23 protein-coding genes are annotated in these 22,758 nt (G+C 69.6%); 13 read left to right on the forward strand and 10 right to left on the reverse strand.

Annotated features, from left to right (window positions below):
- Window positions 1-27: 27 nt before the first annotated feature.
- Window positions 28-861 carry an ABC transporter permease gene (locus tag AC1DS4_RS14720; protein ID WP_477614477.1) on the forward strand — a complete coding sequence of 278 codons (834 nt, stop codon included), beginning with the start codon at window positions 28-30 and terminating at the stop codon, window positions 859-861.
- A gap of 82 nt (window positions 862-943) precedes the next feature.
- Entirely contained in the window at window positions 944-1,771 is an 828-nt protein-coding gene (locus tag AC1DS4_RS14725; RefSeq protein WP_477614478.1) for an SDR family oxidoreductase, read from the forward strand.
- 49 nt (window positions 1,772-1,820) lie between these two features.
- Here AC1DS4_RS14725 and AC1DS4_RS14730 read toward each other — a convergent pair whose 3' ends face one another.
- Entirely contained in the window at window positions 1,821-3,458 is a 1,638-nt protein-coding gene (locus AC1DS4_RS14730; protein WP_477614479.1) for an ABC-F family ATP-binding cassette domain-containing protein, read from the reverse strand.
- A 105-nt stretch (window positions 3,459-3,563) separates the two neighbouring features.
- On the opposite strand from AC1DS4_RS14730, the gene AC1DS4_RS14735 reads away from it, so the two are divergent.
- On the forward strand, window positions 3,564-5,189 hold the full coding sequence (locus AC1DS4_RS14735; protein WP_477614623.1) for an AMP-binding protein: 1,626 nt from the start codon (window positions 3,564-3,566) through the stop codon (window positions 5,187-5,189).
- On the opposite strand, the gene AC1DS4_RS14740 is transcribed toward AC1DS4_RS14735, so the two are convergent.
- The gene (locus AC1DS4_RS14740) at window positions 5,163-7,412 is read right to left on the reverse strand and encodes an MMPL family transporter (protein WP_477646062.1); all 2,250 of its coding nucleotides are present in this window, start codon (window positions 7,410-7,412) and stop codon (window positions 5,163-5,165) included. The genes AC1DS4_RS14735 and AC1DS4_RS14740 overlap by 27 nt on opposite strands.
- Before the next feature lie 23 nt (window positions 7,413-7,435).
- On the opposite strand from AC1DS4_RS14740, the gene AC1DS4_RS14745 reads away from it, so the two are divergent.
- From AC1DS4_RS14745 to AC1DS4_RS14755, 3 genes are all read left to right on the forward strand, one after another.
- The gene (locus AC1DS4_RS14745; protein WP_477614481.1) at window positions 7,436-7,921 is read left to right on the forward strand and encodes a MarR family winged helix-turn-helix transcriptional regulator; all 486 of its coding nucleotides are present in this window, start codon (window positions 7,436-7,438) and stop codon (window positions 7,919-7,921) included.
- 166 nt (window positions 7,922-8,087) lie between these two features.
- Entirely contained in the window at window positions 8,088-8,624 is a 537-nt protein-coding gene (locus AC1DS4_RS14750; RefSeq protein WP_477633717.1) for a hypothetical protein, read from the forward strand.
- A 130-nt stretch (window positions 8,625-8,754) separates the two neighbouring features.
- Window positions 8,755-9,732 (forward strand): pirin family protein, encoded by a 978-nt coding sequence (locus tag AC1DS4_RS14755; RefSeq protein WP_477614483.1) that lies wholly within the window; start codon window positions 8,755-8,757, stop codon window positions 9,730-9,732.
- Window positions 9,733-9,807: 75 nt separating this feature from the next.
- Here the strand turns inward: AC1DS4_RS14755 and AC1DS4_RS14760 are convergent, their stop codons facing one another.
- The gene (locus AC1DS4_RS14760) at window positions 9,808-11,199 is read right to left on the reverse strand and encodes an MFS transporter (RefSeq protein WP_477633716.1); all 1,392 of its coding nucleotides are present in this window, start codon (window positions 11,197-11,199) and stop codon (window positions 9,808-9,810) included.
- A 115-nt stretch (window positions 11,200-11,314) separates the two neighbouring features.
- Here AC1DS4_RS14760 and AC1DS4_RS14765 point away from each other — a divergent pair, with 115 nt between their 5' ends.
- The 3 genes from AC1DS4_RS14765 to pntB all read left to right on the forward strand — a co-directional run bounded on the left by AC1DS4_RS14765 (window position 11,315) and on the right by pntB (window position 14,608).
- The gene (locus tag AC1DS4_RS14765) at window positions 11,315-11,521 is read left to right on the forward strand and encodes a hypothetical protein (protein ID WP_477614485.1); all 207 of its coding nucleotides are present in this window, start codon (window positions 11,315-11,317) and stop codon (window positions 11,519-11,521) included.
- Window positions 11,522-11,626: 105 nt separating this feature from the next.
- Window positions 11,627-13,204: a Re/Si-specific NAD(P)(+) transhydrogenase subunit alpha gene (locus AC1DS4_RS14770; protein ID WP_477624775.1), complete on the forward strand. Its 1,578-nt coding sequence runs from the start codon at window positions 11,627-11,629 to the stop codon at window positions 13,202-13,204.
- Window positions 13,205-13,210: 6 nt separating this feature from the next.
- Entirely contained in the window at window positions 13,211-14,608 is a 1,398-nt protein-coding gene (pntB, locus tag AC1DS4_RS14775) for a Re/Si-specific NAD(P)(+) transhydrogenase subunit beta (RefSeq protein WP_477624774.1), read from the forward strand.
- Window positions 14,609-14,684: 76 nt separating this feature from the next.
- Here pntB and AC1DS4_RS14780 read toward each other — a convergent pair whose 3' ends face one another.
- Entirely contained in the window at window positions 14,685-15,074 is a 390-nt protein-coding gene (locus AC1DS4_RS14780) for a VOC family protein (RefSeq protein WP_477614488.1), read from the reverse strand.
- Window positions 15,075-15,402: 328 nt separating this feature from the next.
- Between AC1DS4_RS14780 and AC1DS4_RS14785 the strand changes: the two genes are divergently transcribed.
- Together AC1DS4_RS14785 and AC1DS4_RS14790 are read left to right on the forward strand one after the other, a co-directional pair.
- Window positions 15,403-15,726 carry a hypothetical protein gene (locus AC1DS4_RS14785; protein ID WP_477624773.1) on the forward strand — a complete coding sequence of 108 codons (324 nt, stop codon included), beginning with the start codon at window positions 15,403-15,405 and terminating at the stop codon, window positions 15,724-15,726.
- Between the two features lie 274 nt (window positions 15,727-16,000).
- A complete protein-coding gene (locus AC1DS4_RS14790; protein WP_477624772.1) occupies window positions 16,001-16,357 on the forward strand; it encodes a YciI family protein in 357 nt (118 codons plus the stop codon).
- Window positions 16,358-16,419: 62 nt separating this feature from the next.
- On the opposite strand, the gene AC1DS4_RS14795 is transcribed toward AC1DS4_RS14790, so the two are convergent.
- The 6 genes from AC1DS4_RS14795 to AC1DS4_RS14820 all read right to left on the reverse strand — a co-directional run bounded on the left by AC1DS4_RS14795 (window position 16,420) and on the right by AC1DS4_RS14820 (window position 21,385).
- A complete protein-coding gene (locus tag AC1DS4_RS14795) occupies window positions 16,420-16,905 on the reverse strand; it encodes a hypothetical protein (RefSeq protein WP_477624771.1) in 486 nt (161 codons plus the stop codon).
- 399 nt (window positions 16,906-17,304) lie between these two features.
- Entirely contained in the window at window positions 17,305-18,792 is a 1,488-nt protein-coding gene (locus tag AC1DS4_RS14800) for an amino acid permease (protein ID WP_477633715.1), read from the reverse strand.
- A gap of 106 nt (window positions 18,793-18,898) precedes the next feature.
- Window positions 18,899-19,696, reverse strand: a complete 798-nt coding sequence (locus AC1DS4_RS14805) for a PH domain-containing protein (protein ID WP_477633714.1) — start codon at window positions 19,694-19,696, stop codon at window positions 18,899-18,901.
- A gap of 14 nt (window positions 19,697-19,710) precedes the next feature.
- Entirely contained in the window at window positions 19,711-19,878 is a 168-nt protein-coding gene (locus tag AC1DS4_RS14810; protein WP_477617180.1) for a hypothetical protein, read from the reverse strand.
- Window positions 19,879-20,048: 170 nt separating this feature from the next.
- Window positions 20,049-20,687: a uracil phosphoribosyltransferase gene (gene upp, locus AC1DS4_RS14815; RefSeq protein WP_477614495.1), complete on the reverse strand. Its 639-nt coding sequence runs from the start codon at window positions 20,685-20,687 to the stop codon at window positions 20,049-20,051.
- A 53-nt stretch (window positions 20,688-20,740) separates the two neighbouring features.
- On the reverse strand, window positions 20,741-21,385 hold the full coding sequence (locus AC1DS4_RS14820) for a hypothetical protein (RefSeq protein ID WP_477624768.1): 645 nt from the start codon (window positions 21,383-21,385) through the stop codon (window positions 20,741-20,743).
- A 187-nt stretch (window positions 21,386-21,572) separates the two neighbouring features.
- Here AC1DS4_RS14820 and AC1DS4_RS14825 point away from each other — a divergent pair, with 187 nt between their 5' ends.
- Both AC1DS4_RS14825 and AC1DS4_RS14830 read left to right on the forward strand, forming a co-directional pair.
- On the forward strand, window positions 21,573-22,076 hold the full coding sequence (locus tag AC1DS4_RS14825) for a nucleoside deaminase (protein WP_477633719.1): 504 nt from the start codon (window positions 21,573-21,575) through the stop codon (window positions 22,074-22,076).
- A complete protein-coding gene (locus AC1DS4_RS14830) occupies window positions 22,073-22,702 on the forward strand; it encodes a DedA family protein (protein ID WP_477633713.1) in 630 nt (209 codons plus the stop codon). Before AC1DS4_RS14825 ends, AC1DS4_RS14830 begins: the two co-directional genes overlap by 4 nt.
- The last annotated feature ends 56 nt before the right edge of the window (window positions 22,703-22,758 follow it).

Consider the following 22,758-nt stretch of genomic DNA (forward strand, 5'->3'; position numbering starts at 1 on the left):
ACGGGCTCCGGGGGCTCCCCAGGCGTGGTGACCCGTCCGAGGGGCCGCCCACTCTCGACGCGGCTGCTGCGCTCCGAGCTGCGCATCATCGCCGGGCGTCGACGCAACCAGGCGGGCCTGCTCGTCCTCGCCGCGGTGCCGATCATCATGGCGATCGCCGTCAAGGTGTCGGCGCCGCAGACAGGAGAAGGACCTGACTTCCTCTCGTCGATCACCTCCAACGGCCTGTTCGTCCCGCTGGCCGCCCTCGGTGTCGAGATGGGGATGTTCCTGCCCCTGGCGATGTCGATGCTGTCGGGCGACGCCATCGCCGGTGAGGCCAACCTCGGCACCCTGCGCTACCTCCTCACCGTCCCCGTGAACCGCACGCGCCTGCTCCTGGTGAAGTACGCGTCGCTGTGCATCGGGGCGGTGTGGGGCATTGCAGCGGTGGCCATCCCGGGTGCCGTGATCGGCATTGCGCTGTTCGGCACGGGTCCGCTGACCACGCTGTCGGGCACCCAGCTCGGTTTCGGCGCAGCGGTGTGGCGCGTGGTGCTGGTCATGCTCTACCTCGCGGCCGGGCTCGCCGGCCTCGCCGCCGTGGGCCTGTTCATCTCGACCCTCACCGAGGTGCCGATCGCCGCCGCGATCGCCCTGATGGTGTTCACCATCGTGTCGTGGATCCTCGACGCGGTGCCCCAGCTGGGCTGGCTGCACCCGTGGCTGCTCGTCGACCACTGGCTGGCGTTCGGCGACCTGCTCCGCGACCCGATGGCCGGTGGCGAGATCGGACGTGGCCTGTTCACTGCCGCCGGGTATGCCGTGGTGTTCTGGCTGGCCGCGTGGGCGCGGTTCGCGGGCAAGGACATCACCAGCTGACGCAGCCGAGTCGGGTTGGCGTGACGAGGGCCACGGGGCTTGGCGGTACCGGGGCTACCGATCGGTAACTAGGCTCTCGGCCATGACGACGCTCTCCGGCAAGACCATCATCATGTCCGGCGGCAGCCGTGGCATCGGCCTGGCGATTGCCGTGCGGGCCGCCCGCGACGGCGCGAACATCACCCTCATCGCCAAGACCGACAAGGCAGACCCGCGCCTCGTCGGCACGATCCACACGGCGGCCGAGGCGATCGAGGCGGCTGGCGGCAAGGCGCTCGCCGTGGTGGGCGACGTGCGCGACGACCAGACCCTCGCAGATGCGGTCCAGCAGACGGCGGACGCGTTCGGCGGGATCGACATCGTCGTGAACAACGCGAGCGTGCTGAACCTCAGCCCCACTGCGACGCTCGACCCCAAGCGCTACGACCTCATGCAGGACGTCAACGTCCGCGGCACCTTCATGCTGACCAAGGCGGCCCTCCCGCACCTGCTGGCCTCGCCGGACCCCAAGGTCCTGACCCTGTCGCCGCCCATCAACCTGGACCCGCGCTGGTTCGCCGGCCACCCGGCATACACGATGGCGAAGTATGGGATGACCCTCGCGGCGCTGGGTTTCGCCCACGAGCTCGGCCAGAAGGGCGTCTCGTCCACCTGTCTGTGGCCGGCGACCCTCGTCGCGACGGACGCGATCGGCAACCTGCCCGGCGGCGACCAGATGGTCAAGGTGAGCCGCAAGCCCGACATCGTGGCGGACGCCGCCTGGGAGATCCTCACCACCGAGGGCCAGGGCCTCAACGGCCAGACCGTGATCGACGAGGACCTGCTGCGCGCCCGCGGCGTCGCCGACTTCGCGGCCTACTCGATGACGGGCAGGGACGAGGGCCTCGCGCCCGACCTCTTCCTCAGCTGACCGATCGACCGTATGCCGCGGCGCTGGCGCGGCGCGGCGCGTCGCTCGCCTAGAGCTCGCGGAGACGGCCGTCTTCGACGTGCCAGCGACGGGTTGCGTTGACGTCGGCCAACATCCGACGGTCGTGGGTGACGAGCAGGACCGTCCCGCCGAACGAGTCGAGCGCCTGCTCCAGCTGTTCGATGGCGGGCAGGTCGAGGTGGTTGGTGGGTTCGTCGAGGACCAACAGGTTGACCTCGCGCGCCTGCAGCAGCGCCAGGGCCGCGCGGGTGCGCTCGCCGGGGGACAGCGAGTCGGCCGCTCGGTGGACGTGCTCGGCGCCGAGCCCGAACTTCGCGAGCAGGGTGCGCACGTCGGCGTCCGGCCACGTCGGGAGGGCATCCCCGAACGCCCGGGCCAACGGCTGGTGCCCGACGAAGAGCCCACGAGCCTGGTCCACCTCGCCGACCCGGACCGACGACCCGAGGCCGGCTGTCCCTGCGTCGACGGGGATCGTGCCGAGCAGGACGCCGAGCAGCGTCGTCTTGCCCGAGCCGTTGGCGCCGGTGACGACGATCCGGTCGGCCCAGTCCACCTGCACGTCGATCGGCCCGAGGGTGAAGTCGCCCCGCCGCACGACCGCTCCCGCAGCCGAGGCCACGACCGAGCCGGAGCGCGGAGCAGCCGCGATGGTCATGCGCAGGTCCCATTCCTTGCGCGGCTCCTCGACCACCTCGAGGCGTTCGATCATGCGCTCGGTCTGTCGGGCCTTGGCGGCCTGCTTCTCGGCCGACTCCGCGCGGAAGGCCGGGATGAACTTGTCGTTGTCCGTGGCCTTGCGACGCGCGTTGCGGACGCCCACCGCCATCCAGTTGCGCTGGGTCACCGCACGCTGCTGGAGCCGGCCCCGGGTGTCGGCGTACTCCTCGTACTCCTCGCGCGCGTGCCGCCGCGCGACCTCGCGCTCGGCGAGGTAGCTGTCGTACCCGCCCTCGTAGACCCCCACCTGCTGCTGCGCCAGGTCCAGCTCGACGACGCGAGTGACCGTGCGAGCCAGGAACTCGCGGTCGTGGCTGATGATGACCGCCGGGCTGCGCAGACCCGCGACGAACTGCTCCAGCCGTTCGAGGCCGTCGAGGTCGAGGTCGTTGGTCGGCTCGTCGAGCAGGAGCACGTCGTAGCGCGACAGCAGCAGGGCCGCCAGTCCCGCCCTCGCCGCCTGTCCACCGGAGAGGGCGGTCATCGGCATGTCCAGATCGACCCCGAGCCCGAGCGAGGCGACCGTGGTGGCGGCCCGCTGCTCGAGGTCCGCGCCACCGAGTGCGAGCCACGTCTCCAGCGCCGCGGCATACCGGTCATCGGCCCCCGGCGTCGGATCGGCGAGGGCGTCGGCGGCGGCGTTCATCGCGTCCTCGGCGTGGCTCACGCCGGTGCGGCGCGCGATGAACCCGGCCACGCTCTCGCCCGGTCGGCGCTCCGGTTCCTGGGGCAGGTGCCCAACGGTCGCGCTGGCCGGGGTCAGCGTGACCGCGCCCTCCTCCGGCTCCAGCTCGCCGGCGAGCAGTCGCAGCAGCGTCGACTTGCCCGCGCCGTTCGCTCCGACGAGCCCGACGACGTCGCCGGGACCGACGATCAGGTCGAGTCCGGCGAAGAGGGCTCGCGCGCCGTGCCCGGCGGCGAGGTTGGTGGCCTGAAGTGTGGTGCTCATGTCCCGACGGACGGTACCCGTAGCCCACCGCCCGCCGACACCGGGTTTGGTGTGCGCCGACGGTCGGGAGCACCGGGGTTGTGGGATGCCCGCGTGAGCGGTGGGATGACAGGCATGACAACGCTGTCGCACGCCGCGGGTGAGACCGACGTCCCGCTCCTGGAGCAGACGATCCCCGACAACCTGGATGCGACCGTGGCCCGGTTCGCGGACCGCGACGCGCTGGTGGACGTGGCCCAGGGGATCCGCTGGACGTATGCCGAGTTCGCCGCCGAGGTGGACCGGCTCGCCCGTGCGCTGCTCGCCAGCGGGGTGACCAAGGGCGAGAGGGTCGGCATCTGGGCGCCGAACTGCGCGCAGTGGACCGTGGTGCAGTACGCCACCGCCAAGATCGGCGCGATCCTGGTCAACATCAACCCGAGCTACCGGACGCACGAGCTGGAGTTCGTCCTGAAGCAGGCCGGCATCTGCGCCGTCTTCCTCGCCGAGTCCTTCAAGACCAGCGACTACGTGGCGATGCTCGAGGAGGTGCGGGCGAGCTGCCCCGGTGTCCGCGACTCCTACGTCTTCGGGCAGGCCTCGTGGGATGCCCTGCTGTCGCGGTCCGACGAGGTCACGTCGGAGCAGGTCGCGCAGGTCCAGGCGACCCTCGATCCGCACGACGCGATCAACATCCAGTACACGTCGGGCACCACCGGCTTCCCCAAGGGCGCCACCCTGTCGCACCGCAACATCCTCAACAACGGCTTCTTCGTGGGCGAGCTGTGCCGCTACACCGAGGCCGACCGGGTGTGCATCCCGGTGCCCTTCTACCACTGCTTCGGGATGGTCATGGGCAACCTCGCCTGCACCACCCACGGCGCCGCGATGGTGATCCCTGCGCCCGGTTTCGATCCGGCTGCGACGCTCAAGGCGACGGCCGACGAGAAGTGCACCTCGCTCTACGGCGTCCCCACGATGTTCATCGCGGAGTGGTCGCTCCCGGACTTCGCGGCATACGACCTGTCCTCGGTGAGGACCGGGATCATGGCCGGATCGCCTTGTCCTGCAACGATGATGACCAAGCTCATCGACGCCGGGATCACCGAGATGACGATCTGCTACGGGATGACCGAGACGTCACCGGTCTCCACGCAGAACCGCACCGACGACACCTTCGAGCAGAAGGTCGGCACGGTCGGCCGGGTCGGCCCCCACCTCGAGATCAAGGTCGTCGACCCGGTGACGGGAGAGACGCTGCCGCGCGGTGAGGCCGGCGAGTTCTGCACCAAGGGTTACTCGGTGATGCTGGGCTACTGGGAGCAGCAGGACAAGACCGACGAGGTGCTGGTCGACGGCTGGATGCACACCGGCGACATCGCGGTCATGGACGATGACGGCTACGTCCAGATCACCGGCCGGATCAAGGACATGGTCATCCGAGGTGGGGAGAACGTCTACCCGCGCGAGATCGAGGAGTTCCTCTACACCCACCCCGACATCCTCGACGCCCAGGTGATCGGGGTGCCCGACGAGAAGTACGGCGAGGAGCTGTGCGCCTGGATCCGCATGCGGGAGGGCGCAAAGCCGCTCGATGCCGAGTCCGTTCGAGCGTTCGCGACGGGCAAGCTCGCGCACTACAAGATCCCGCGCTACGTCACGATCGTCGACGAGTTCCCGATGACCGTCACCGGCAAGGTCCGCAAGGTCGAGATGCGTGAGAAGTCAGTGGCTGAGCTGGGCCTCGGTTGAGGCGGGCTCGGCGCTGGTCGGGTGGTCTGCTCGGGCAGTCGGGTGGCTGGGCCACCAGAACCCCTCGCCGAGCAGGCTGACGACCGCAGGGACCAGGACCGACCGCACGAGCAGCGTGTCGAGCAGCACACCGAACCCGACGATCACACCGATCTGGGCCAGCTGCACCAGTGGCAACACGCCGAGGACCGCGAAGACCGCTGCGAGCAGGATCCCGGCGCTCGTGATCACCCCGCCGGTCACGGCCAGGGCCGTGACGATGGACTCGCGGGCGGACGCGCCGCCGGACGCCTCCTCGCGGGCTCGGGTGGCCAGGAAGATGTTGTAGTCGACACCCAGCGCCACGAGGAAGAGGAAGGCGAGCAGTGGCGTGCTCACGTCGAGTGGCGGGAAGCCCAGCAGGTGCTGGAAGGCGAACCAGCTGGCGCCCATGCTGGCGACGTAGGTGGCCACGACGGTCGTCACGAGGACCAGTGCGGCCACCACGGAGCGCAACAGCACCAGCAGGACGACGAGGACGATCCCGAGGATCAGGGGGAACAGCAGCAACCGGTCGCGCTCGGCGGTCGTGCGCGCATCCAGCGACTCGGCGTCGGACCCGCCGACGACCGCGTTGGCGCCGGGCACCGCGTGAACTGCCTTGCGCAGTGCCCTGACCTGGTCGAACGCCGCCGGCGTTCCCGGGTCCGCGGTCAGCACCATGTCGAGCTGGACGAGTCGCGCATCGCTGCCGGCAGTGCGCACGGTCTGGACGCCGGGCACCAACTTCGCTGCCGAGGTCACGGCGTCGGTCGACGCCCGGTCGGCCACGACGACCGCGGGGTCGCTCGTGCCAGCCGGGAATGCCCTGGCCAGCTGCTCTTGTCCCACCACGGCCTCCGGCTTGTCGAGGAACTGCTCCTGCGGCGACTGGCCCACCGACAGGCCGGTGCCGCCGAGAGCGAGGACGGCGAGCACCACTACGGACCCCAGCCCTACCAGGAGGGGGCGGCGGGTGACTGCTTCTCCGATCCGCCGCCAGGCTCCAGCGTGGCTGGGGTCGAGCGTGCCGATCCGCGGCACGAAGGGCCAGAAGAGTCGCCGGCCGAACAGCACCAGCGCTGCGGGGAGGAACAGCAAGGCGTAGGCGAGCGCGATCGCGATCCCCGTGGCACCGGCATAGCCGAGGGACTGGGCGAACGGGTCGTCGGCAAGACCGAGGCTGAGGAGGGCGAGGATCACGGTGCCCCCACTGGCGAGGATCGCCGGCGCGGCGGAGTGGAGGGCGGCGCGGATGGCCTCATGGCGGTCCTCGGTGCGGCGCAGCTCCTCCCGGTAGCGCGCGATCAGTAGCAGGGCGTAGTTGGTCCCGGCGCCGAAGACGAGGACCGAGGTGATCCCCGTGACGGCCCCGTCAGCCCGCAGCTCGGTGGTCCGGCTGAGGAAGGCGATGGCCTTGCTCGCCACCTGGTCGCCCGTGCCGACGACGGTCAGGGGCACCAGCCAGAGCCACGGGCTGCGGTAGGTGAGCAGCAACAGGATGGCGACGACCGCCGCGGTGGACCCGAGCAAGCGGATGTCAGCGCCGTCGAACACGGCCCCGATGTCGGCGGAGAAGGCCGGACCGCCGGTGACGGTCGCGGAGATGCCCTCGGGTAGACCCGTGTTGACGCCCTGGCGCAGCGCGGCGACCGCCTTCGAGACGTCGTCGTCGGCGAGGTCGGCGCGCAGAGGCACGATGACCAGCGCGGTCGAGCCGTCGTCCGACACCAGCGGCGGGATGCCACCGGCGCCGGCCGCGGCGCCCTGGGCGGGCGAGCCGCCAGAGCCGCCCGAGCCGCCCGAGCCGCTGCCGGCGTCCTGGCTCGCCGGGGCCCAGGCCGACACGGCAGCTGTGCCACGGTCACGCGACTGTTCCACGGCCCGGAGGGCGCCCGCGTCGAGGCTGGCCCCGTCGCGGGTGTAGACGACGACGGCCGGCGAGACGCCGCTCGACGGCAGGCCGTCTCGCAGCACAGCCGCCCTCGCGGCCTCGGCACTCGCGGGCAGGGATGCCGCGGTGGTCGAGACCGGAGCCGGTTCGCCGGCGAACGCGAAGGCAGCCCCAGAGACGAGCAGTGCAAGCACCACGGTGGCCCACTTCGTGCGGGGGGTGGCGAGCGCTCCGAGGGCGCGGGCGGCCGGTCCGAAGAGCCCGTGGTCCACAGCCCCTCCTGCGTCTTGTCGGTTATGGAACAGTTCCATGATGGAAATACTAGACTGCTGGCATGACGACGCGCCAGCCCGAGGGCCATGACTCCCGCGAGCCGGTGCCTGCTGCCATCGTCGACGCGCTCCGCGCCTTCACCACGGCGATGGATCGCTACATCGACGTGCATGGCGGGGCCGTGGGGATGCACCGCACCGATCTGGTGGCGCTCGGGCACGTCATGGACGCCGGCCGGCAGGGGGAGCACCTCACCCCCAGCGAGCTGGCGGCGGCCCTCAACCTCAGCGCGCCGGCCACCTCCGCGCTCCTGACCCGCCTCGAGTCCGTCGGGCACGTCCAGCGCACCCACGCCAGCAGCGACCGCCGACGGGTCTCGATCGAGATGACCGACGACGCCATGGCCGTCGGGCGGCAGGTGTTCGGGCCGCTCGCGGTGGAGATGCTGGCGGCTATCAACCGCTACGACCGGCAGGAGCAGGAGCTGGTCCTGCGTTTCCTCAACGACGTCCTCGACGCGACTGGACGAGCGGCTCGCCCGGACTGACGTGGACGCTCCGCACCGGCCCCAGCCCGCAGCCGGAGCAGCGGCCTGAGGGCGCATGTGGGGCGCTGACCTGCGCAAACGGCCACCTCGGCGGTGGACGTTTGCGCTGGGCTGCCCTAGGTTGCCAGTGCCGGGGACCCCCTTCCGGCCCAACCCAGGAGGGCTCATGAAACCCATCGTCTGGATCATCGTCATCATCGTCGCCGTGGCTGTCGTCGCCTGGCTGGTCATGATGAACAGGAGCCGCCAGCTGGAAACCCGTCGCGAGGAGGCCGCCGACCTGCGGTCCGAGGCTGAGCAGCACGACCGCGACCACCGCGAGCGGGACGCTGCAGCAGCCGAGGCCCAGGCGCAGGCCGAGAAGGCCAGGGCCGAGGCGCAGGAGCAGCAGGCCCGGGCTGTCCAGCTCGAGTCGGAGGCCCAGCGACGGGCCGAGGACGCCGAGAGGGCGCGCGAGAACCGCGACGAGCACCTGCGTGCGGCTGACGAGCGCGACCCCGACGTCGACGTGTCCGAGAACGTGTCCACGACCGAGGCCGAGAACCAGGCCGAGACCGTGGACGCTGACCGAGCCGGCGACCGCGAGGCCGGGACCGTGGACGCTGACCGAGCCGGCGACCGCGAGGCCGAGACCGTGGACGCTGACCGCGAGGCCGCCGACCGCGAGGCCGCCGACCGCGGGGACCGTCGCCCGCAGGTCTGACGGCACCCGAGGCCCGGTCAGCAGGCATTCCTGCGGCCGGGCTTCGTCGTCGGCGAGCGGTGGGGGAATGGGTTGACGGGCGCGCTGGTTCTACGGGATAGTTGAAATTCGAACTAGATCGGGAGTGCCCATGCCTGCTGTCTCCGTCGCCGACCTCACGGTTCTGCCGCGCGTCCCCGCGCCGGGCGCCATCGCCGAGCAGCGCCGCGTCCGCTCCGTGACCAGCGCCCCGAGTGGCCTCGAGGGGGAGGGGTTCCCGGTCAAGCGCGCCTTCGCCGGTGTCGACCTGCGCGACCTCGACCCGTTCATCCACATGGACGAGATGGGCGCCGTCGAGTATGCGCCGGGCGAGCCCAAGGGCACGCCCTGGCACCCGCACCGCGGCTTCGAGACGGTCACCTACATCATCGACGGCATCTTCGACCACCAGGACTCCTTCGGTGGCGGCGGCACGATCACCGACGGCGACACCCAGTGGATGACGGCCGGTTCGGGGATCCTGCACATCGAGGCCCCGCCGGAGCACCTCGTCGTCAGCGGTGGGCTGTTCCACGGTTTCCAGCTCTGGGTGAACCTGCCGAAGGTCGACAAGCTGAAGGCACCGGCATACCAGGACCTGCGGTCGAGCGAGGTCGGGCTGCTGACCTCCGCCGACGGCGGCTCCTTGCTGCGCGTCATCGCCGGCGAGGTCGGGGGAGTGCAGGGTCCCGGCTCGACCCACACCCCCATGGCGATGGTGCACGCGACCGTGGCTCCCGGTGGCGAGCTGTCCCTCCCGTGGCGTCGCGACTTCAACGCCCTCGTCTACGTCATGAGCGGTGACGGCTTCGTCGGCCCCGACCAGACGCCCGTCGGTCCCGGACAGCTCGCCGTCTTCGGACCCGGCGACGCCATCCAGCTGTCCTCGGCCCGCACCCAGCAGGAGCGGTATGCCGCGGGGCTCGACGTCGTGGTGCTCGGCGGCCTGCCCATCCGCGAACCAGTCGCCTGGGCCGGCCCGTTCGTGATGAACACCGAGGCAGAGGTCCGCAAGGCTTTCGAGGACTACCAGGCCGGCCGGCTCGGCCAGCCCGTCCCCCACGGCGACGTCGGCGGCGCCAGCGCCTGACCGCGCACCTGGGCGGCGGCGTCACCCGCCCGCGCGAGTCTGAAGGAGCCTGGGACCCCTGGCCCGGCAGATCCTTCAGACTCGGGGCGCCGGAGCCTGCTGCGGCACGGCTGCCGGCGCCGCGGCATACCGGTCGCGCAGCTGGCGGTAGAAGCGGCTGGTGAGCGCGTAGGCCGTCAGGGCCAGGCCCAGCAGCCCGGCCAGGACGAACACCAGGGCGATCCCTCGCGTCGGCCCCGTGCCGAACCACGAGCCGATCCACTTCGCGCCGAGCCCGTCGGTCATGAACGGGATGAAGGCGAACTGGGCCAGCGGGCTGATCAGGAACGCGGTCAGTGGCGAGGCCGACTGCTCCACGCTCTGGGCGAACCCGAAGACCCGCCCCTGCCGCTCGTAGGGCACGACCTTCTGCAGCACCGTCTGCTCGGAGGCCTCGACGTACGGGACGAGCGCCATGTAGACGACCATCCCGACCGCCAGCCAGATGATCGAGTTGCGCATCGGGAAGACCACGGTCGTCGTCCACAGTGCCAGGTTGATGAGCAGGATCAGCCGCACCGGATTGGAGGACAGGCCGGTGCGGGTGATGAGCAGCCCCGCGATGATCAGGACGCCGGACAGGGCGCCCCACAGGAACCCCCACGTCTGGACCGACACCATCGACAGGCCGTAGGCGTCCATGAGGGCCATGAACACGCCGCCGAGGAAGTTGTTGATCGTCGAGAACGCGATGAGCGCAGGCATGCCCGGTATGCCGCGCACGACCTTCACCGTGCCCGCCAGGTCGACCTTGCGGTCGCCGCCGTCGGCCGCCGAGTCGACGTCGGAGGGGAGCTTCACGAAGGGGAGGTGCACCAGTGCGAGTCCGATGACCACGAGGGCCAGGACCAGCACGCCCAGCATGCCGTTGGCGCCCACGAGCAGGCCGCTGATCACGGACGTGACGAGGAACGACACCCCCGACGTGGTGCCGACGAGCCCGTTGGCCCGGTCGCGCTGGTGCTCTGGGACGAGCGCGGTCACCACGGTCGGCAGCGCGATGGTGCGCAGGTTGCCCGCGATCATGCCGGTCATGAGGAGGACCACGAAGACCCACAGGCGCAGACTCGTCGGGTCGGTGAACTCCTCGCGCGGCGTGACGAGATAGAGCCCGAACGAGGCGGCGTAGAGGACCAGTGAGGCGAGGGCCGACCCCTGCATGACGGCTTTCTTGGAGTGGTGGTCGACGAGGCTGCCGAACCAGATCCCGGTGAGCATCGTGGCCACGAGGAAGATGCCGGCGATCATGCCCGTCGCGAAGACCGAGCGCGTCTCGAGGTAGACGAAGAACGTGATGGCGAACCAGACCGTGAAGTTGATGACCGAGACCAGCAGCACGTTCGCGAGCAGCTGCACGAACGTCGGCATGAAGGGGTCGCTCCACCGCAGCCGGTTGCGGCTCGCTTCGGGGTGCGTTCGGTCCGTCACAGGTCCTCCTCGGGGTCACCAGTATCGACCTGCGCCGGTCGGCGAACTCATCGCAGTTTTGCACTGTCGGACGAGTTACGATACGGTACGTAGCGTATTGAAAGGAGTGAGTGACATGACCCGTTCCACCACCCGAACCCGTACCCGCGCCGCCGAGCGCGCCGGCCGCCACTCGCGCGGCCACGCCGGCAAGTACCCCCACGACTACCTGCACACCGACCGCACGTACGCCGAGACCCAGTCCGACATCGGCGGCGGCCTCTTCCTCGGTGCGATCACGCTCATCGCCCTGATGACCCTGATCGTGATCGGCCTCGTCTGAGCCGTCCCCCCGCACCGCCTCGCGCCCGTCGTCCAGCCAATGGACGGCGGGCGGCGTCAGCTGCGTCATGCGGCGTTCCACGGCCTTCCAGCGACGGGAGCAGTAGTGCGGATCGGTGTTCCAGCAGAGTCCAAGCCGGGCGAGACCCGGGTCGCCGCCACGCCCAAGACTGTGGGCCAGCTGGTCGGCCTCGGGTACGACGTGGTGGTCGAGGCGGGCGCCGGCGCGCGGTCGTCGTTCTCCGATGACGCGTATGCCGCGGCTGGAGCTTCCGTGGTCAACGGCTCGGTGGTCAAGGGCTCGGGGGTCAATGGCTCGGCGGTCGATGACTCAGACGCGTGGACGAGCGACGTCGTGCTGAAGGTCAACGGGCCCACCGACGAGGAGATCGGGCGGTTGCGTCCCGGCTCGCTGTTCGCCTCGCTCATCTCGCCTGCCCTCAACCCTGCGCTGGTCGACAAGCTGACCGCTGCGGGCGTGACGGCGCTCGCGATGGACGCGGTGCCCCGCATCTCGCGTGCGCAGTCCCTCGACGTCCTGTCGTCGATGGCCAACATCGGCGGGTACCGCGCGGTCATCGAGGCCGCGCACGAGTTCGGGTCGCTGTTCACCGGCCAGGTGACCGCGGCCGGCAAGGTCCCGCCCGCCAAGGTGCTGGTCGTCGGTGCCGGGGTGGCCGGTCTCGCAGCGATCGGCACGGCCAGCAGCCTGGGTGCGATCGTCCGGGCCTTCGACGCGAGGTCCGAGGTCGGCGAGCAGGTCGAGTCGATGGGTGCCGAGTTCCTGCGGATCGCGGTCGACGACGAAGGCCCGTCGGCCACCGGCTACGCCAAGGAGATGGGCGAGGACTTCAACCGCAAGGCGGCCGAGCTCTACGCCGAGCAGGCCAAGGACGTCGACATCGTCATCACCACCGCACTCATCCCCGGCAAGCCGGCCCCACGCCTCATCACCGAGGAGATGGTGGCGTCGATGAAGCCCGGCTCGGTCGTCGTCGACATGGCCGCCTCCAACGGCGGCAACGTCGCCGGCACCGTGGCCGACCAGATCGTGACCAGCGCCAACGGCGTCAAGCTGATCGGCTACACCGACCTGCCCGGGCGGCTGCCCACGCAGGCGAGCCAGCTGTTCGGCACCAACCTCGTCAACCTGCTCAAGCTGCTCACGCCGGGCAAGGACGGGCGCGTCGTCCTCGACCTCGACGACGTGGTCCAGCGCGGCATGACCGTGTGTCGTGACGGCCAGACGCTCTGGCCGCCCCCGGCCGTGCAGGTCAGTGCGGCACCGGCCGCGGCGGCCACGGCCGCGCCCGAACCGAAGGCGCCGAAACCCCCGCCGGACCCGCGGCGCAAGTACGCGGTGATGGCCCTGGCCGCCGTCGTCTTCGGCCTCGTCGCGGCGAACTCGCCCGCGGTCTTCCTGGGCCACTTCACCGTGTTCGCGCTCGCGGTCATCGTCGGCTTCTACGTCATCTCCAACGTCGCCCACGCCCTGCACACCCCGCTGATGGCCGAGACCAACGCGATCAGCGGCATCATCCTCGTCGGCGGCGTGCTCCAGCTCGGCAGCTCCAACGCCCTGATCCAGGTCCTCGCGTTCCTCGCCACGCTCGTGGCCAGCATCAACATCTTCGGAGGGTTCGCCGTGACCGGCCGGATGCTCCAGATGTTCAGGAAGGACTGAACCGGTATGAGCGGCAACGTCACCAACAACCTGGTGCAGGCGGCATACATCGTCGCGGCTGTGCTCTTCGTGCTCTCCCTCGCGGGGCTCTCGAAGCACGAGAAGGCCAAGGAGGGCAACGCTTTCGGCGTGGCGGGCATGGTCCTCGCGCTCGTCGCGACCATCTGGCTCTCGGTCGACCGCGCGGCCCACCCCGTGCTCACCCTCGGCCTCATCGTCGGCGCGATGGCCGTCGGCGCGGCGATCGGGCTGTGGCGGGCGCGGGTCGTCGAGATGACGCAGATGCCCGAGCTGGTCGCGATGTTGCACAGCTTCGTCGGTCTGGCGGCGGTGCTCGTGGGCTACAGCTCCTTCCTCGAGTCCCGCGACGCCGGGACCGACGACAAGCTGCACCTCGTCGAGGTCTTCCTCGGTGTCTTCATCGGTGCGGTGACGTTCACCGGGTCGATCGTGGCGTTCCTCAAGCTCAGCGCACGGATCAAGTCCTCACCGCTGATGCTGCCGGCGCGGCACTGGCTCAACCTTGCGGCCCTGGTCGTGTCGGCCGGGCTGCTCTTCTGGTTCGTCCAGTCCCACTCGGTCGTCCCACTGCTGCTCATGACGGTCATCTCGCTGGCGTTCGGCTGGCACCTCGTCGCCTCGATCGGCGGCGGGGACATGCCCGTCGTCGTGTCGATGCTCAACAGCTACTCCGGGTGGGCCGCGGCCGCGGCGGGCTTCATGCTCGGCAACGACCTGCTCATCGTCACGGGCGCGCTCGTCGGCTCCTCCGGTGCGATCCTCTCCTACATCATGTGCAGGGCCATGAACCGCTCCTTCTTCTCCGTGATCGCAGGCGGATTCGGCCAGGAGGTGTCCGTCGGCGACGACAAGGACTACGGCGAGCACCACGAGACGATCGCGGCCGACGTCGCGGAGCTGCTGCGCGACGCCTCGACCGTCGTCATCACGCCCGGCTACGGCATGGCCGTCGCCCAGGCGCAGTACCCGGTCGCGGAGCTGACCAGCCAGCTGCGCAAGAAGGGCGTCAACGTCCGGTTCGGCATCCACCCCGTCGCGGGTCGCCTGCCCGGGCACATGAACGTCCTGCTCGCCGAGGCCAAGGTGCCCTACGACATCGTCCTGGAGATGGACGAGATCAACGGCGACCTGTCCGACACCGACGTCGTCCTCGTCATCGGCGCCAACGACACCGTGAACCCGTCCGCCGCGGAGGACCCCACCAGCCCGATCGCGGGCATGCCGGTCCTCGAGGTCTGGAAGGCGCGCAACGTCGTCGTGTTCAAGCGCTCGATGGCGACCGGCTATGCAGGAGTGCAGAACCCGCTGTTCTTCAAGGAGAACAGCCAGATGCTCTTCGGGGACGCCAAGGAACGCGTCGAGGACATCATCAAGGCTTTGTGAGGTCGTTGCCCCGGCGAGTTTGAAGGATCTGGCGGGTCCAGACCCGGCAGATCCTTCAGACTTGCGGGCTCCACGATCAAGCGGGCGGTGGGTGGCCCTGGTCGGCGACGACGCAGAACTCGTTGCCCTCGGGGTCGGCCATCACCTGCCACCAGGAGTCGATCGCCTCGAGCAGGTCGGTGACGGGATCGCCGATCCGCCTGCCCCCCAACGCCTCCAGCCGTTCGACCAGCGCGGGCACCCCGAGCTCGAGTGGCGGGTGGACGTCGACGTGCATGCGGTTCTTGCCGGCCTTTTCCTCCGGCACGCGCTGCAGGATGAACACCGGCCCCGGCGGCTCACCCTCGCGCGGCCGCAGCACCTCGAACTCCGGCAGCGAGAACACCGCGTCGTAGCCGAGCGCCGCCGTCCAGAACGGCACCAACAGGGACAGGTCACGTCCGTCGAGGACGACCGAAAGCCTCATAGCGCGAGTATGCCGCGTGGCCACCGCGGAGCCGCATGCTCACCCTCGCATCGTGTGTGCCTGGAGCGGGGCTCGGCAGGAATGGTGGTCTACCGGATCTGCCAATGTGCGGATGTTCGCGCAGCGCTGGTGGCAGGGGTCGGCCATGGCGATAGGGAGGGCAGGCAGGGGTGGGGACTGGAGGCTCGGTCGCGGGCAGAGTTGGGTCCAGCCGCTGACGCGGCTATCGATGTGCTGGAACTGACTGAGTTCGCTTGGCACGACCGCCACGCCGAATTTCCGCCAGACGCCGGGCTACGCTCCTCATGTGTCGACAACACGTCACAGGATGTATCGCACCGAGCAGGAGTGGACCGTTGCACTCGCCCTGTGCGCGTTGGCGCCCAACGCGCTTGCCTTGGCCAACGTGGCGGGCTGGATCGGGCACGAGGAGGTCACCAACGAGTTCAGCTCGATCTATTTCCTGAGCCTGCCCTTCACGTTGGGCTTTGGAGCCTGGGCCCTGGTCAGATCGACTCGAACGCTCAGTGATTACAGTGCAGCCGGCCTCCGTGAGCGCTTTTTCGGCGTGCTGGCGTGCATCCTGAGCGTTCCGGCCGTCATCCTCAGCGCATTCGGCTTGTTGGCGATCGGTGGCGGGGGTGGTGGATAGAGACTTCTCGACCCGAGTGCCAGCGGACTTCTGCGTAGCGGAGTTCCGCGACGAGGAGCGTCGTCACCTGCTGGTTGTCGAGGAGTCCTGCTAGGAGTCAATGTCCGCTCATGCCGCGGTCCGCGGGGTCGTCTCGATCTGCGGGCGAGTGCTCTTCGTTGCGACGCCCAGGTCGGCGTCGATCTTCCGGTACAACGGTGTCGTATTTGGTTGTCGCCGTTCGTGGCACAGGTGAACGCGGTCCACGGGGTCCGCAAGAGCAGAAGGAGCAGTGATGGCCGAGTACCTCATCTACTTCAACCAGCAGTGGGTGGGCGACCACACGGAGGAGTGGTTCCGCGGGCGCGGACCGCTCGCCATGGCGGTCGTGGATGAGATGAAGGCTGCAGGCGTGTACGTCTTCGCCGGCGGGCTGGAGGAAGACGGCCCGGTGTACAGCGCCGACCCCTCCAGTGGCACGGCGATGATCACCGACGGTCCCTACGTCGAGAGCAAGGAGTTCCTGGGTGGTTTCGCCGTGGTGGACGTTGCCGACGACGAGGCTGCCACGTTGTGGGCCGGACGGCTCGCGGAGGGATGTGGATGGCCCCAGGAGGTGCGCCGGTTCGGGGCCCAGCCTCAGCCCGAGTGACACCGGCTTCGGGGCCCACGGAAGAGCACTCAGCTGCCGCGTTCAGCGACGAGAGGCTGCTGTTACCGCTGGCCCCACTGCTGCTTGGGGTCCAGGAGCGGTCGGAGCTCTGGGAGCTGCGGCCACCGCGCCCCGCCGGTGTGCGCCGCGACGTGGACGGCGAGCAGAGGTCCCGTTGTCCCGCTCAGCCGGAGAGGTTCGTCAGCGTTGCGCCAGATGATGTCGATCCGCCAAGGGCTGTCGTCCAGCGTGAGCTCGTAGAGGGCCAGATCGGTGAACCAGAAGGAGATCCAGCCGCGGAGGCGGTGGTTGACCAGCAGCCGGTCGGTCGTGGCCACGATCGAGGCGCTGTGCCTGTCTCCCCACTGTGAGGTGGGCAGGGCCGGGTACAGGCGTTCGTAGGTCGCGATCGTGCGCAGGGTGGCCGTCTCGTGGGGGGCCAGGCGCACGGGCAACCCGTCGAGGACCGGGAGGGGCTTGGATGACTGCAGGGCGGCGGCATACCTCCTGGCATGCACCCAGTCGCGGTTGCCAGCGGCCGTCGCCAACCATGCTCCTCCCTGCACCACGCTCCGTCTCCAAGCCCGTGTCGTGGGAGCGCGTCCCTGGTTGCGCGGTGATCCGGCGAAACGGCGGGCGGCGGGGTTGCGGGGGTGCGGTGCCGCCCGCCGTTTCTGGTGACCGACCATTCCCCCCAATGGTTTGTCATCCATGGAGACGCCGCAGGGCACGGAAAAGTGACGTGGTGCGAGATGCTCGTGGAGCGTAAGGGGAACGGCGGGCGGGTTTGCGGGTGCCGCCCGCCGTTCCTGACCGGCATCGTCACAATGGTCGGTCAACCAAGAAGACGTCGGTCATCCGCGATAGTGACGCGGCGTGAGCATCAAGTTTTGGCGAGGGGCCTGGCCCCTGGCGGGCAGGTGTCCACTGCAGCTTCCGCGCGCGACTCAGGTGCTCGTCATGCTCGGAAGCTGCCCCTCCTTGGCCTTGCCCGACAGCCGGCTGTTGCGCACGCCGTAGGTGAAGTAGATGAGGAAGCCCAGGGCCATCCAGACGATGAAACGAAGCCACGTCTCGACGGACAGGTTGAGCATCAGGTAGACGCTGATCAACGCGGCCACGATCGGGAGCACCGGTGAGAAGGGCACCGTGAAGGACCTCTTGAGGTCGGGTCGCCTGTTGCGCAGGACAGGCACCGCGACCGACACCAGGGCGAACGCTGAGAGCGTCCCGATGTTGACCATCTCCTCGAGCTTGCCGATGGGGGTCAGGCTCGCGATGAGGGCGATCGCCGCGCCGATCATCACGGTCAACCGGACAGGGGTGCCCGTCCTGCGGTTCGTGCGACCCAGCACCGGCGGCAGCAGCCAGTCGCGCGACATCGCAAAGGTGACCCTGGTGGCACCGATGATCAGCGTCATGACGACGGTCATCAGGCCGGCCACCGCTCCGGCCGCGATCATCGTGGCGAACCCGGGCTTGCCGACCGACTCGAACGCCGAGGCGAGCGCCGCCTTGGGATCGATCTCGGTGTACTTGACCATGCCTGTGATGACGAGGGTCGTGGCGACGTAGAGGACCGTGCAGATGACCAGCGAGGCGATGATGCCGATCGGGAGGTCACGCTGGGGGTTCTTGGCTTCCTCCGCTGTGGTCGCCACGACGTCGAAGCCGATGTAGGCGAAGAACACGATCGAGGCGCCGGCGACGATGCCCGCGATGCCGTAGGTCGACGGAGTCACCCCGAAGAGTACTTGGATGAGCGGCGCGTGGATGCCCTCAGAGGTCTTGCCGGACACCGAAGGCGGGATGAACGGCGAGTAGTTGGCCGACTTGATGTAGCCGATCCCGGCGATGATCACGAACAGGACGATGAACAGCTTGACGCCCACCAGGACGAGGTTGACGCGCAGCGACTCCTTGATGCCGATGGAGATCAGCGCCGTGAGCGCGACGACGAGGATGAAGGCCAGCAGGTCGAAGTGCGACCCCGGTGCCAGGCCCGCGGGCACGGTGAGGCCGAGCTTGTCGAGGAGCAGGGTGGCGTACTGCGACCAGCCCTGGGCCACGACGCTGGCGCCGAGCATGAGCTCCAGGAGCAGGTCCCAGCCGATGATCCACGCGACCAGCTCGCCGAGGGAGGCGTAGGAGAACGTGTAGGCCGATCCGGACACGGGCACCGTGGAGGCGAACTCGGCATAGCAGAGCGCCGCCAGGGCGCAGCAGATCGCGGCGATGACGAACGAGATCGCGATGGACGGTCCGGCGTAGTCAGCTGCCGCCCGACCCGTCAGCGTGAAGATGCCGGCGCCGATGATGACGCCGATCCCGAAGACGGTGAGGTCGAGGGCAGTCAGCTTCTTCTTGAGCTGGTACTCCGGCTCGTCGGTCTCGCGGATCGACTGCTCGATCGACTTGGTCCTCATGACGGACATCGCATCGCCTCCCGGCTCGGACGGTTCGCCGCTCTCGCGGCCCGGTCCGGGACACGCTAGCGGCGCCTTCCCGACCTCGCTCCTTGGAGGAGGCGAGGGTGAGACGTCAGTCGTCCCAGTCGCGCCGCGGTCGGATCGGGATCGGACCGGTCTCCGCGGAGCGGTCCCGAGCCCTCAGGTCGGGGCTGCGATACAGCGAGTCCGTCGGATCCTCAGAGGCCGGGGAGGGTTGCCGGGGCGAGTGCCGCGGGTCGTCCCACCCGGCATACGGATCGGGTATGCCGGGTGCCGGCCTCTGCTCGTCGTCCCACCGGTGCTCGCGGCTGGACTCGCCCCGGTACGAGCCGCCGTGCTCGCCGAAGTACTCGCCGCCGTACTCGTCGACGTCGAGTCGAGCGTGGTCGGCGACGCCGAAGATCTCCGCGCAGATGGCGCGGTAGTGCTCATCGGGCTCGGGGACCCAGTTGACCTCGCGCAGCGCCTGGTCCTGGCCGGCCGACTCCATGACGAAGCGGCCGTAGCCCAGGATCCGCCCGGGGACGGACCGCTCGTAGGACATGTCGGTGACCTTCATCAGCGGCATCATCGACACCTTCCGGGTGATGAAGCCGTAGAACAGGAGCAGTCGCTTGTCGGTGGCCACGAACCAGTCGTGCCGCCATTGCGCCAGCTCGTAGGCCATCCGTGCGACGACCGCGAACCACGCCCACCACACGGCCGTGCTGAGCAACCCCAGGGCTGGGTCGATCCGGGCGTCCACCCAGAACGCGAAGACGCAGCCCAGGACCGCCGAACCGACCGGTTCGGCGACCTTGCCCCAGTGCTGGTGCACCGCAGTGACGAGGCGCTCGCCGTCCAGCAGGTAGCGGTCGAGCTCCTCGTGGCGCCGGTCTGCGGCAGCCATCGCGCCCCTGCCTGCTACCGGCCGAGCAGTGCGTCGAAGAAGTTTCCGATGTTCTTCACGCCGTCACCCATGATCGAGGCGGACGTCCTGACGATGTCCGCTGCCTGGTCCGGGGAGGTGAAGATCGCGTAGGCGGCAAACGCGACGAGGACCCACAGCAGGATCTTCTTCACGCGCTGCATGTCAATCTCCTTGATCGGTCGTCGGTGGGCACGCCACAAGGCACACCTCACCGTCCACCGTGCACCAGATGGTGCCCCGAGCCTGAGAGGCGCGCCGCCGGAGGACCCAGCCACTCGGCATACCAAGGGGTGTTGGGGCGTGCCGAAGCGCGGCGTGGCGGGCGGAAGGGTCAGACGACGCCGTAGAGGCGGTCGCCCGCGTCGCCGAGGCCGGGCACGATGTAGCCCTTGTCGTTGAGCCGCTCGTCCATCGCACCCGTGACGATGGTGATCGGGATGGTGAGGTCGGCCAGAGCCTCTTCCACGTGCTTGACGCCCTCGGGCGCGGCCAGCAGCGTGACCGCAGTGATGTCGTCGGCGCCTCGGTCGGCGAGGTAGCGGATGGCGTCGACGAGGGTGCCGCCGGTGGCCAACATCGGGTCGATGACGTAGCACTGCCGACCACTGAGGTCGTCGGGCAGCCGGTTGGCGTAGGTGATCGCCTCGAGCGTCTCCTCGTTGCGCTGCATGCCCAGGAAGCCCACCTCGGCGCTCGGCAGCAGGCGCACCATGCCCTCGAGCATGCCCAGGCCGGCGCGCAGGATCGGCACGATGAGCGGCTTGGGGTTGGACAGCTTGATGCCCGTGGTCGGGGCGACCGGCGTCTCGATCTCGAACGGTTCCACGCGCACGTCGCGGGTCGCCTCGTAGGCCAGCAGCGTCACCAGCTCCTCGGCCAGCCGCCGGAACGTCGGGCTGTCCGTGCGCTTGTCGCGCAGGTACGTCAGCTTGTGCGTGATGAGCGGGTGGTCGGCAACGTGTACGCGCATACGCGAAACTTAGCGCGTGACGCCTTCAGCGCGTCCACGGCCGGGACGTGGGCTCAGCTCAGGGCGTCGCAGAGCGGCTTGACCGCGGCGGTGTTGCCGTTGACGAAGTAGTCGTCGAACCGGTGCTGCCCCGCCTGGAACTCGATCGACCCGTCGGCCTCACGGACGATGGTGCGGCCCGCGTCGACGAAGATCGTCGAGCCCGCGTCGTTGATCACGCGCAGCCGCGTGGTGATCTCCTCGGTGCCGGTGGTGTTGTCCCCGGGCACGGCCAGGTCGTGGAGGATGCGGTCGGTCTGCAGGTAGGTAGCCGACCTCCCGGTTGCCGGGTTGGTGATGGTGCCCGTCCACTCGTCGCGGAAATGCCGGCGCAACAGGTTGCCGTCCGCGTCGTAGTAGCGCTTGCCCACCACCGAACGCGTGTTGACCTCGATCAGCTCGACCGGCCCGGCAGCGGAGTCGCAGACCACGCCGTTCGGCTCGTGGTCGAGGACGACTTCGGTGAAGTGCAGGTCGCAGATGATGCTGACGCCGTTGCGGGTGCACGTGGCGTTGAAGAAGGCCGGCGGCGCCGGGGTGAGGGTCGTCGGGTCGACCGGCGCAGGAGACGCAGCTGCCGTGGTCGACCACCCCCCGGTGATGCTCATCGCGACCACCGTGACTGCCACGGCTGCGAGTCGGCGTCGTGATCCGGGCATGTTGCCACCTCCTCCACGGGTCGCGGCCTCGTGCCGCGGCCTCAGGGACATGCTTTCCTCGCGGTATCCGACCGACATCCGTGGAAGCCCGTAGGCGGGCGCGCGGTGCCGATCGCGGGCCATGGGCGACACTGGGCCCGTGACCTCCACCCGCGGACCCTCGGTCGATGAGCGGTATGCCGCGTGGATGGGTCTCGCGCTCGACCTCGCCGCCGCTGCGGCTCGGGACGGGGACGTGCCCGTGGGGGCCGTCGTGGTCTCGCCTGGGGGCGAGGTGGTCGGTGAGGGTCGGAACCTGCGCGAGGTCGAGGGCGACCCGACGGCGCACGCCGAGGTGGTCGCGCTGCGCGCAGCGGCGCGCTCGCTGGGGGAGTGGCGGCTGGAGGACTGCACGCTCGTGGTCACGCTCGAGCCGTGCCCGATGTGTGCGGGGGCGCTGATGCTGTCGCGCATCTCGCGACTGGTGCTCGGCGCCTGGGATCCCAAGCTCGGGGCCACCGGATCGGTCTGGGACCTGGTCCGCGACCGCCGGGCGACCCATCGCGTCGAGGTGATCGGCGGAGTGCGGGAGTCAGAGTGCTCTCAGGTGCTGCTGTCATTCTTTGAGGAACAGCGGGCGGCCGGCCGGATCGCGGTCGCGCCGGCGACCATCAGGTCGGCACATGAGGGCGAACAGGAAGCAGGGGCGTGAGCGGGCTCATCAACGACCTCGTCAACCAGGTGCTCGGGGCGCCCCCGTGGCTGGTCTACCTCATCGTGGCGCTGGTGGTGTTCGCCGAGGACGCGCTGTTCGTGGGGTTCGTGCTGCCCGGGGAGACGCTGGCCATCATCGGCGGCGTGACCGCCAGCCTGGGGCACACGTCGCTGGCCTGGGTCCTCGTGGTGGTCATCCTCGCGGCGGTCATCGGCGACTCGGTGGGTTATGAGATCGGCCGGCTGTTCGGGCCCCGCGTCATGGGTCTGAAGATCCTGGAGAGGCGGCAGGAGCGGCTGGAGTCGGCGCAGGACTTCCTGCGTCGCCGGGGTGGGTCGGCCGTGTTCCTGGGCCGGTGGACCGCGTTCTTCCGGGCCGTCATGCCGGCGCTCGCGGGACTCTCCGGCATGAAGTACCGCGTCTTCCTGCCGTGGAACGCGATCGGCGGGATCGCCTGGGGCGCCACGGCAGTCACGGCCGGCTATCTCGCGGGCGAGTCCTACCACCGGGTCGAGAAGTGGCTCGGTCGCGGCGCTGCCGGCGTCGTCGGGCTCATCGTGGTGGTGGCGATCGCAGTCTGGGCGATCCGCCGCCACCGGTCGCAGGAGTCCACCTCCGCTTGATCTCCCACTTGTTGCCACCTGTGCGTCACGGAGGGCCCGGATCGGGGGTCTCGTGA

Source organism: Pedococcus sp. P3_C7, from assembly GCF_056402615.1.

What these genes read in the sequence shown, in the direction of transcription:
- AC1DS4_RS14725 (WP_477614478.1), top strand. Translation starts at nt 944, where the DNA reads ATGACGACGCTCTCCGGCAAGACCATCATCATGTCCGGCGGCAGCCGT.
- AC1DS4_RS14730 (WP_477614479.1), bottom strand. Translation starts at nt 3,458, where the DNA reads ATGAGCACCACACTTCAGGCCACCAACCTCGCCGCCGGGCACGGCGCG.
- AC1DS4_RS14735 (WP_477614623.1), top strand. Translation starts at nt 3,564, where the DNA reads ATGACAGGCATGACAACGCTGTCGCACGCCGCGGGTGAGACCGACGTC.
- AC1DS4_RS14740 (WP_477646062.1), bottom strand. Translation starts at nt 7,412, where the DNA reads ATGGAACTGTTCCATAACCGACAAGACGCAGGAGGGGCTGTGGACCAC.
- AC1DS4_RS14745 (WP_477614481.1), top strand. Translation starts at nt 7,436, where the DNA reads ATGACGACGCGCCAGCCCGAGGGCCATGACTCCCGCGAGCCGGTGCCT.
- AC1DS4_RS14750 (WP_477633717.1), top strand. Translation starts at nt 8,088, where the DNA reads ATGAAACCCATCGTCTGGATCATCGTCATCATCGTCGCCGTGGCTGTC.
- AC1DS4_RS14755 (WP_477614483.1), top strand. Translation starts at nt 8,755, where the DNA reads ATGCCTGCTGTCTCCGTCGCCGACCTCACGGTTCTGCCGCGCGTCCCC.
- AC1DS4_RS14765 (WP_477614485.1), top strand. Translation starts at nt 11,315, where the DNA reads ATGACCCGTTCCACCACCCGAACCCGTACCCGCGCCGCCGAGCGCGCC.
- pntB (WP_477624774.1), top strand. Translation starts at nt 13,211, where the DNA reads ATGAGCGGCAACGTCACCAACAACCTGGTGCAGGCGGCATACATCGTC.
- AC1DS4_RS14780 (WP_477614488.1), bottom strand. Translation starts at nt 15,074, where the DNA reads ATGAGGCTTTCGGTCGTCCTCGACGGACGTGACCTGTCCCTGTTGGTG.
- AC1DS4_RS14785 (WP_477624773.1), top strand. Translation starts at nt 15,403, where the DNA reads ATGTATCGCACCGAGCAGGAGTGGACCGTTGCACTCGCCCTGTGCGCG.
- AC1DS4_RS14790 (WP_477624772.1), top strand. Translation starts at nt 16,001, where the DNA reads ATGGCCGAGTACCTCATCTACTTCAACCAGCAGTGGGTGGGCGACCAC.
- AC1DS4_RS14800 (WP_477633715.1), bottom strand. Translation starts at nt 18,792, where the DNA reads ATGTCCGTCATGAGGACCAAGTCGATCGAGCAGTCGATCCGCGAGACC.
- AC1DS4_RS14805 (WP_477633714.1), bottom strand. Translation starts at nt 19,696, where the DNA reads ATGGCTGCCGCAGACCGGCGCCACGAGGAGCTCGACCGCTACCTGCTG.
- AC1DS4_RS14810 (WP_477617180.1), bottom strand. Translation starts at nt 19,878, where the DNA reads ATGCAGCGCGTGAAGAAGATCCTGCTGTGGGTCCTCGTCGCGTTTGCC.
- upp (WP_477614495.1), bottom strand. Translation starts at nt 20,687, where the DNA reads ATGCGCGTACACGTTGCCGACCACCCGCTCATCACGCACAAGCTGACG.
- AC1DS4_RS14820 (WP_477624768.1), bottom strand. Translation starts at nt 21,385, where the DNA reads ATGCCCGGATCACGACGCCGACTCGCAGCCGTGGCAGTCACGGTGGTC.
- AC1DS4_RS14825 (WP_477633719.1), top strand. Translation starts at nt 21,573, where the DNA reads ATGGGTCTCGCGCTCGACCTCGCCGCCGCTGCGGCTCGGGACGGGGAC.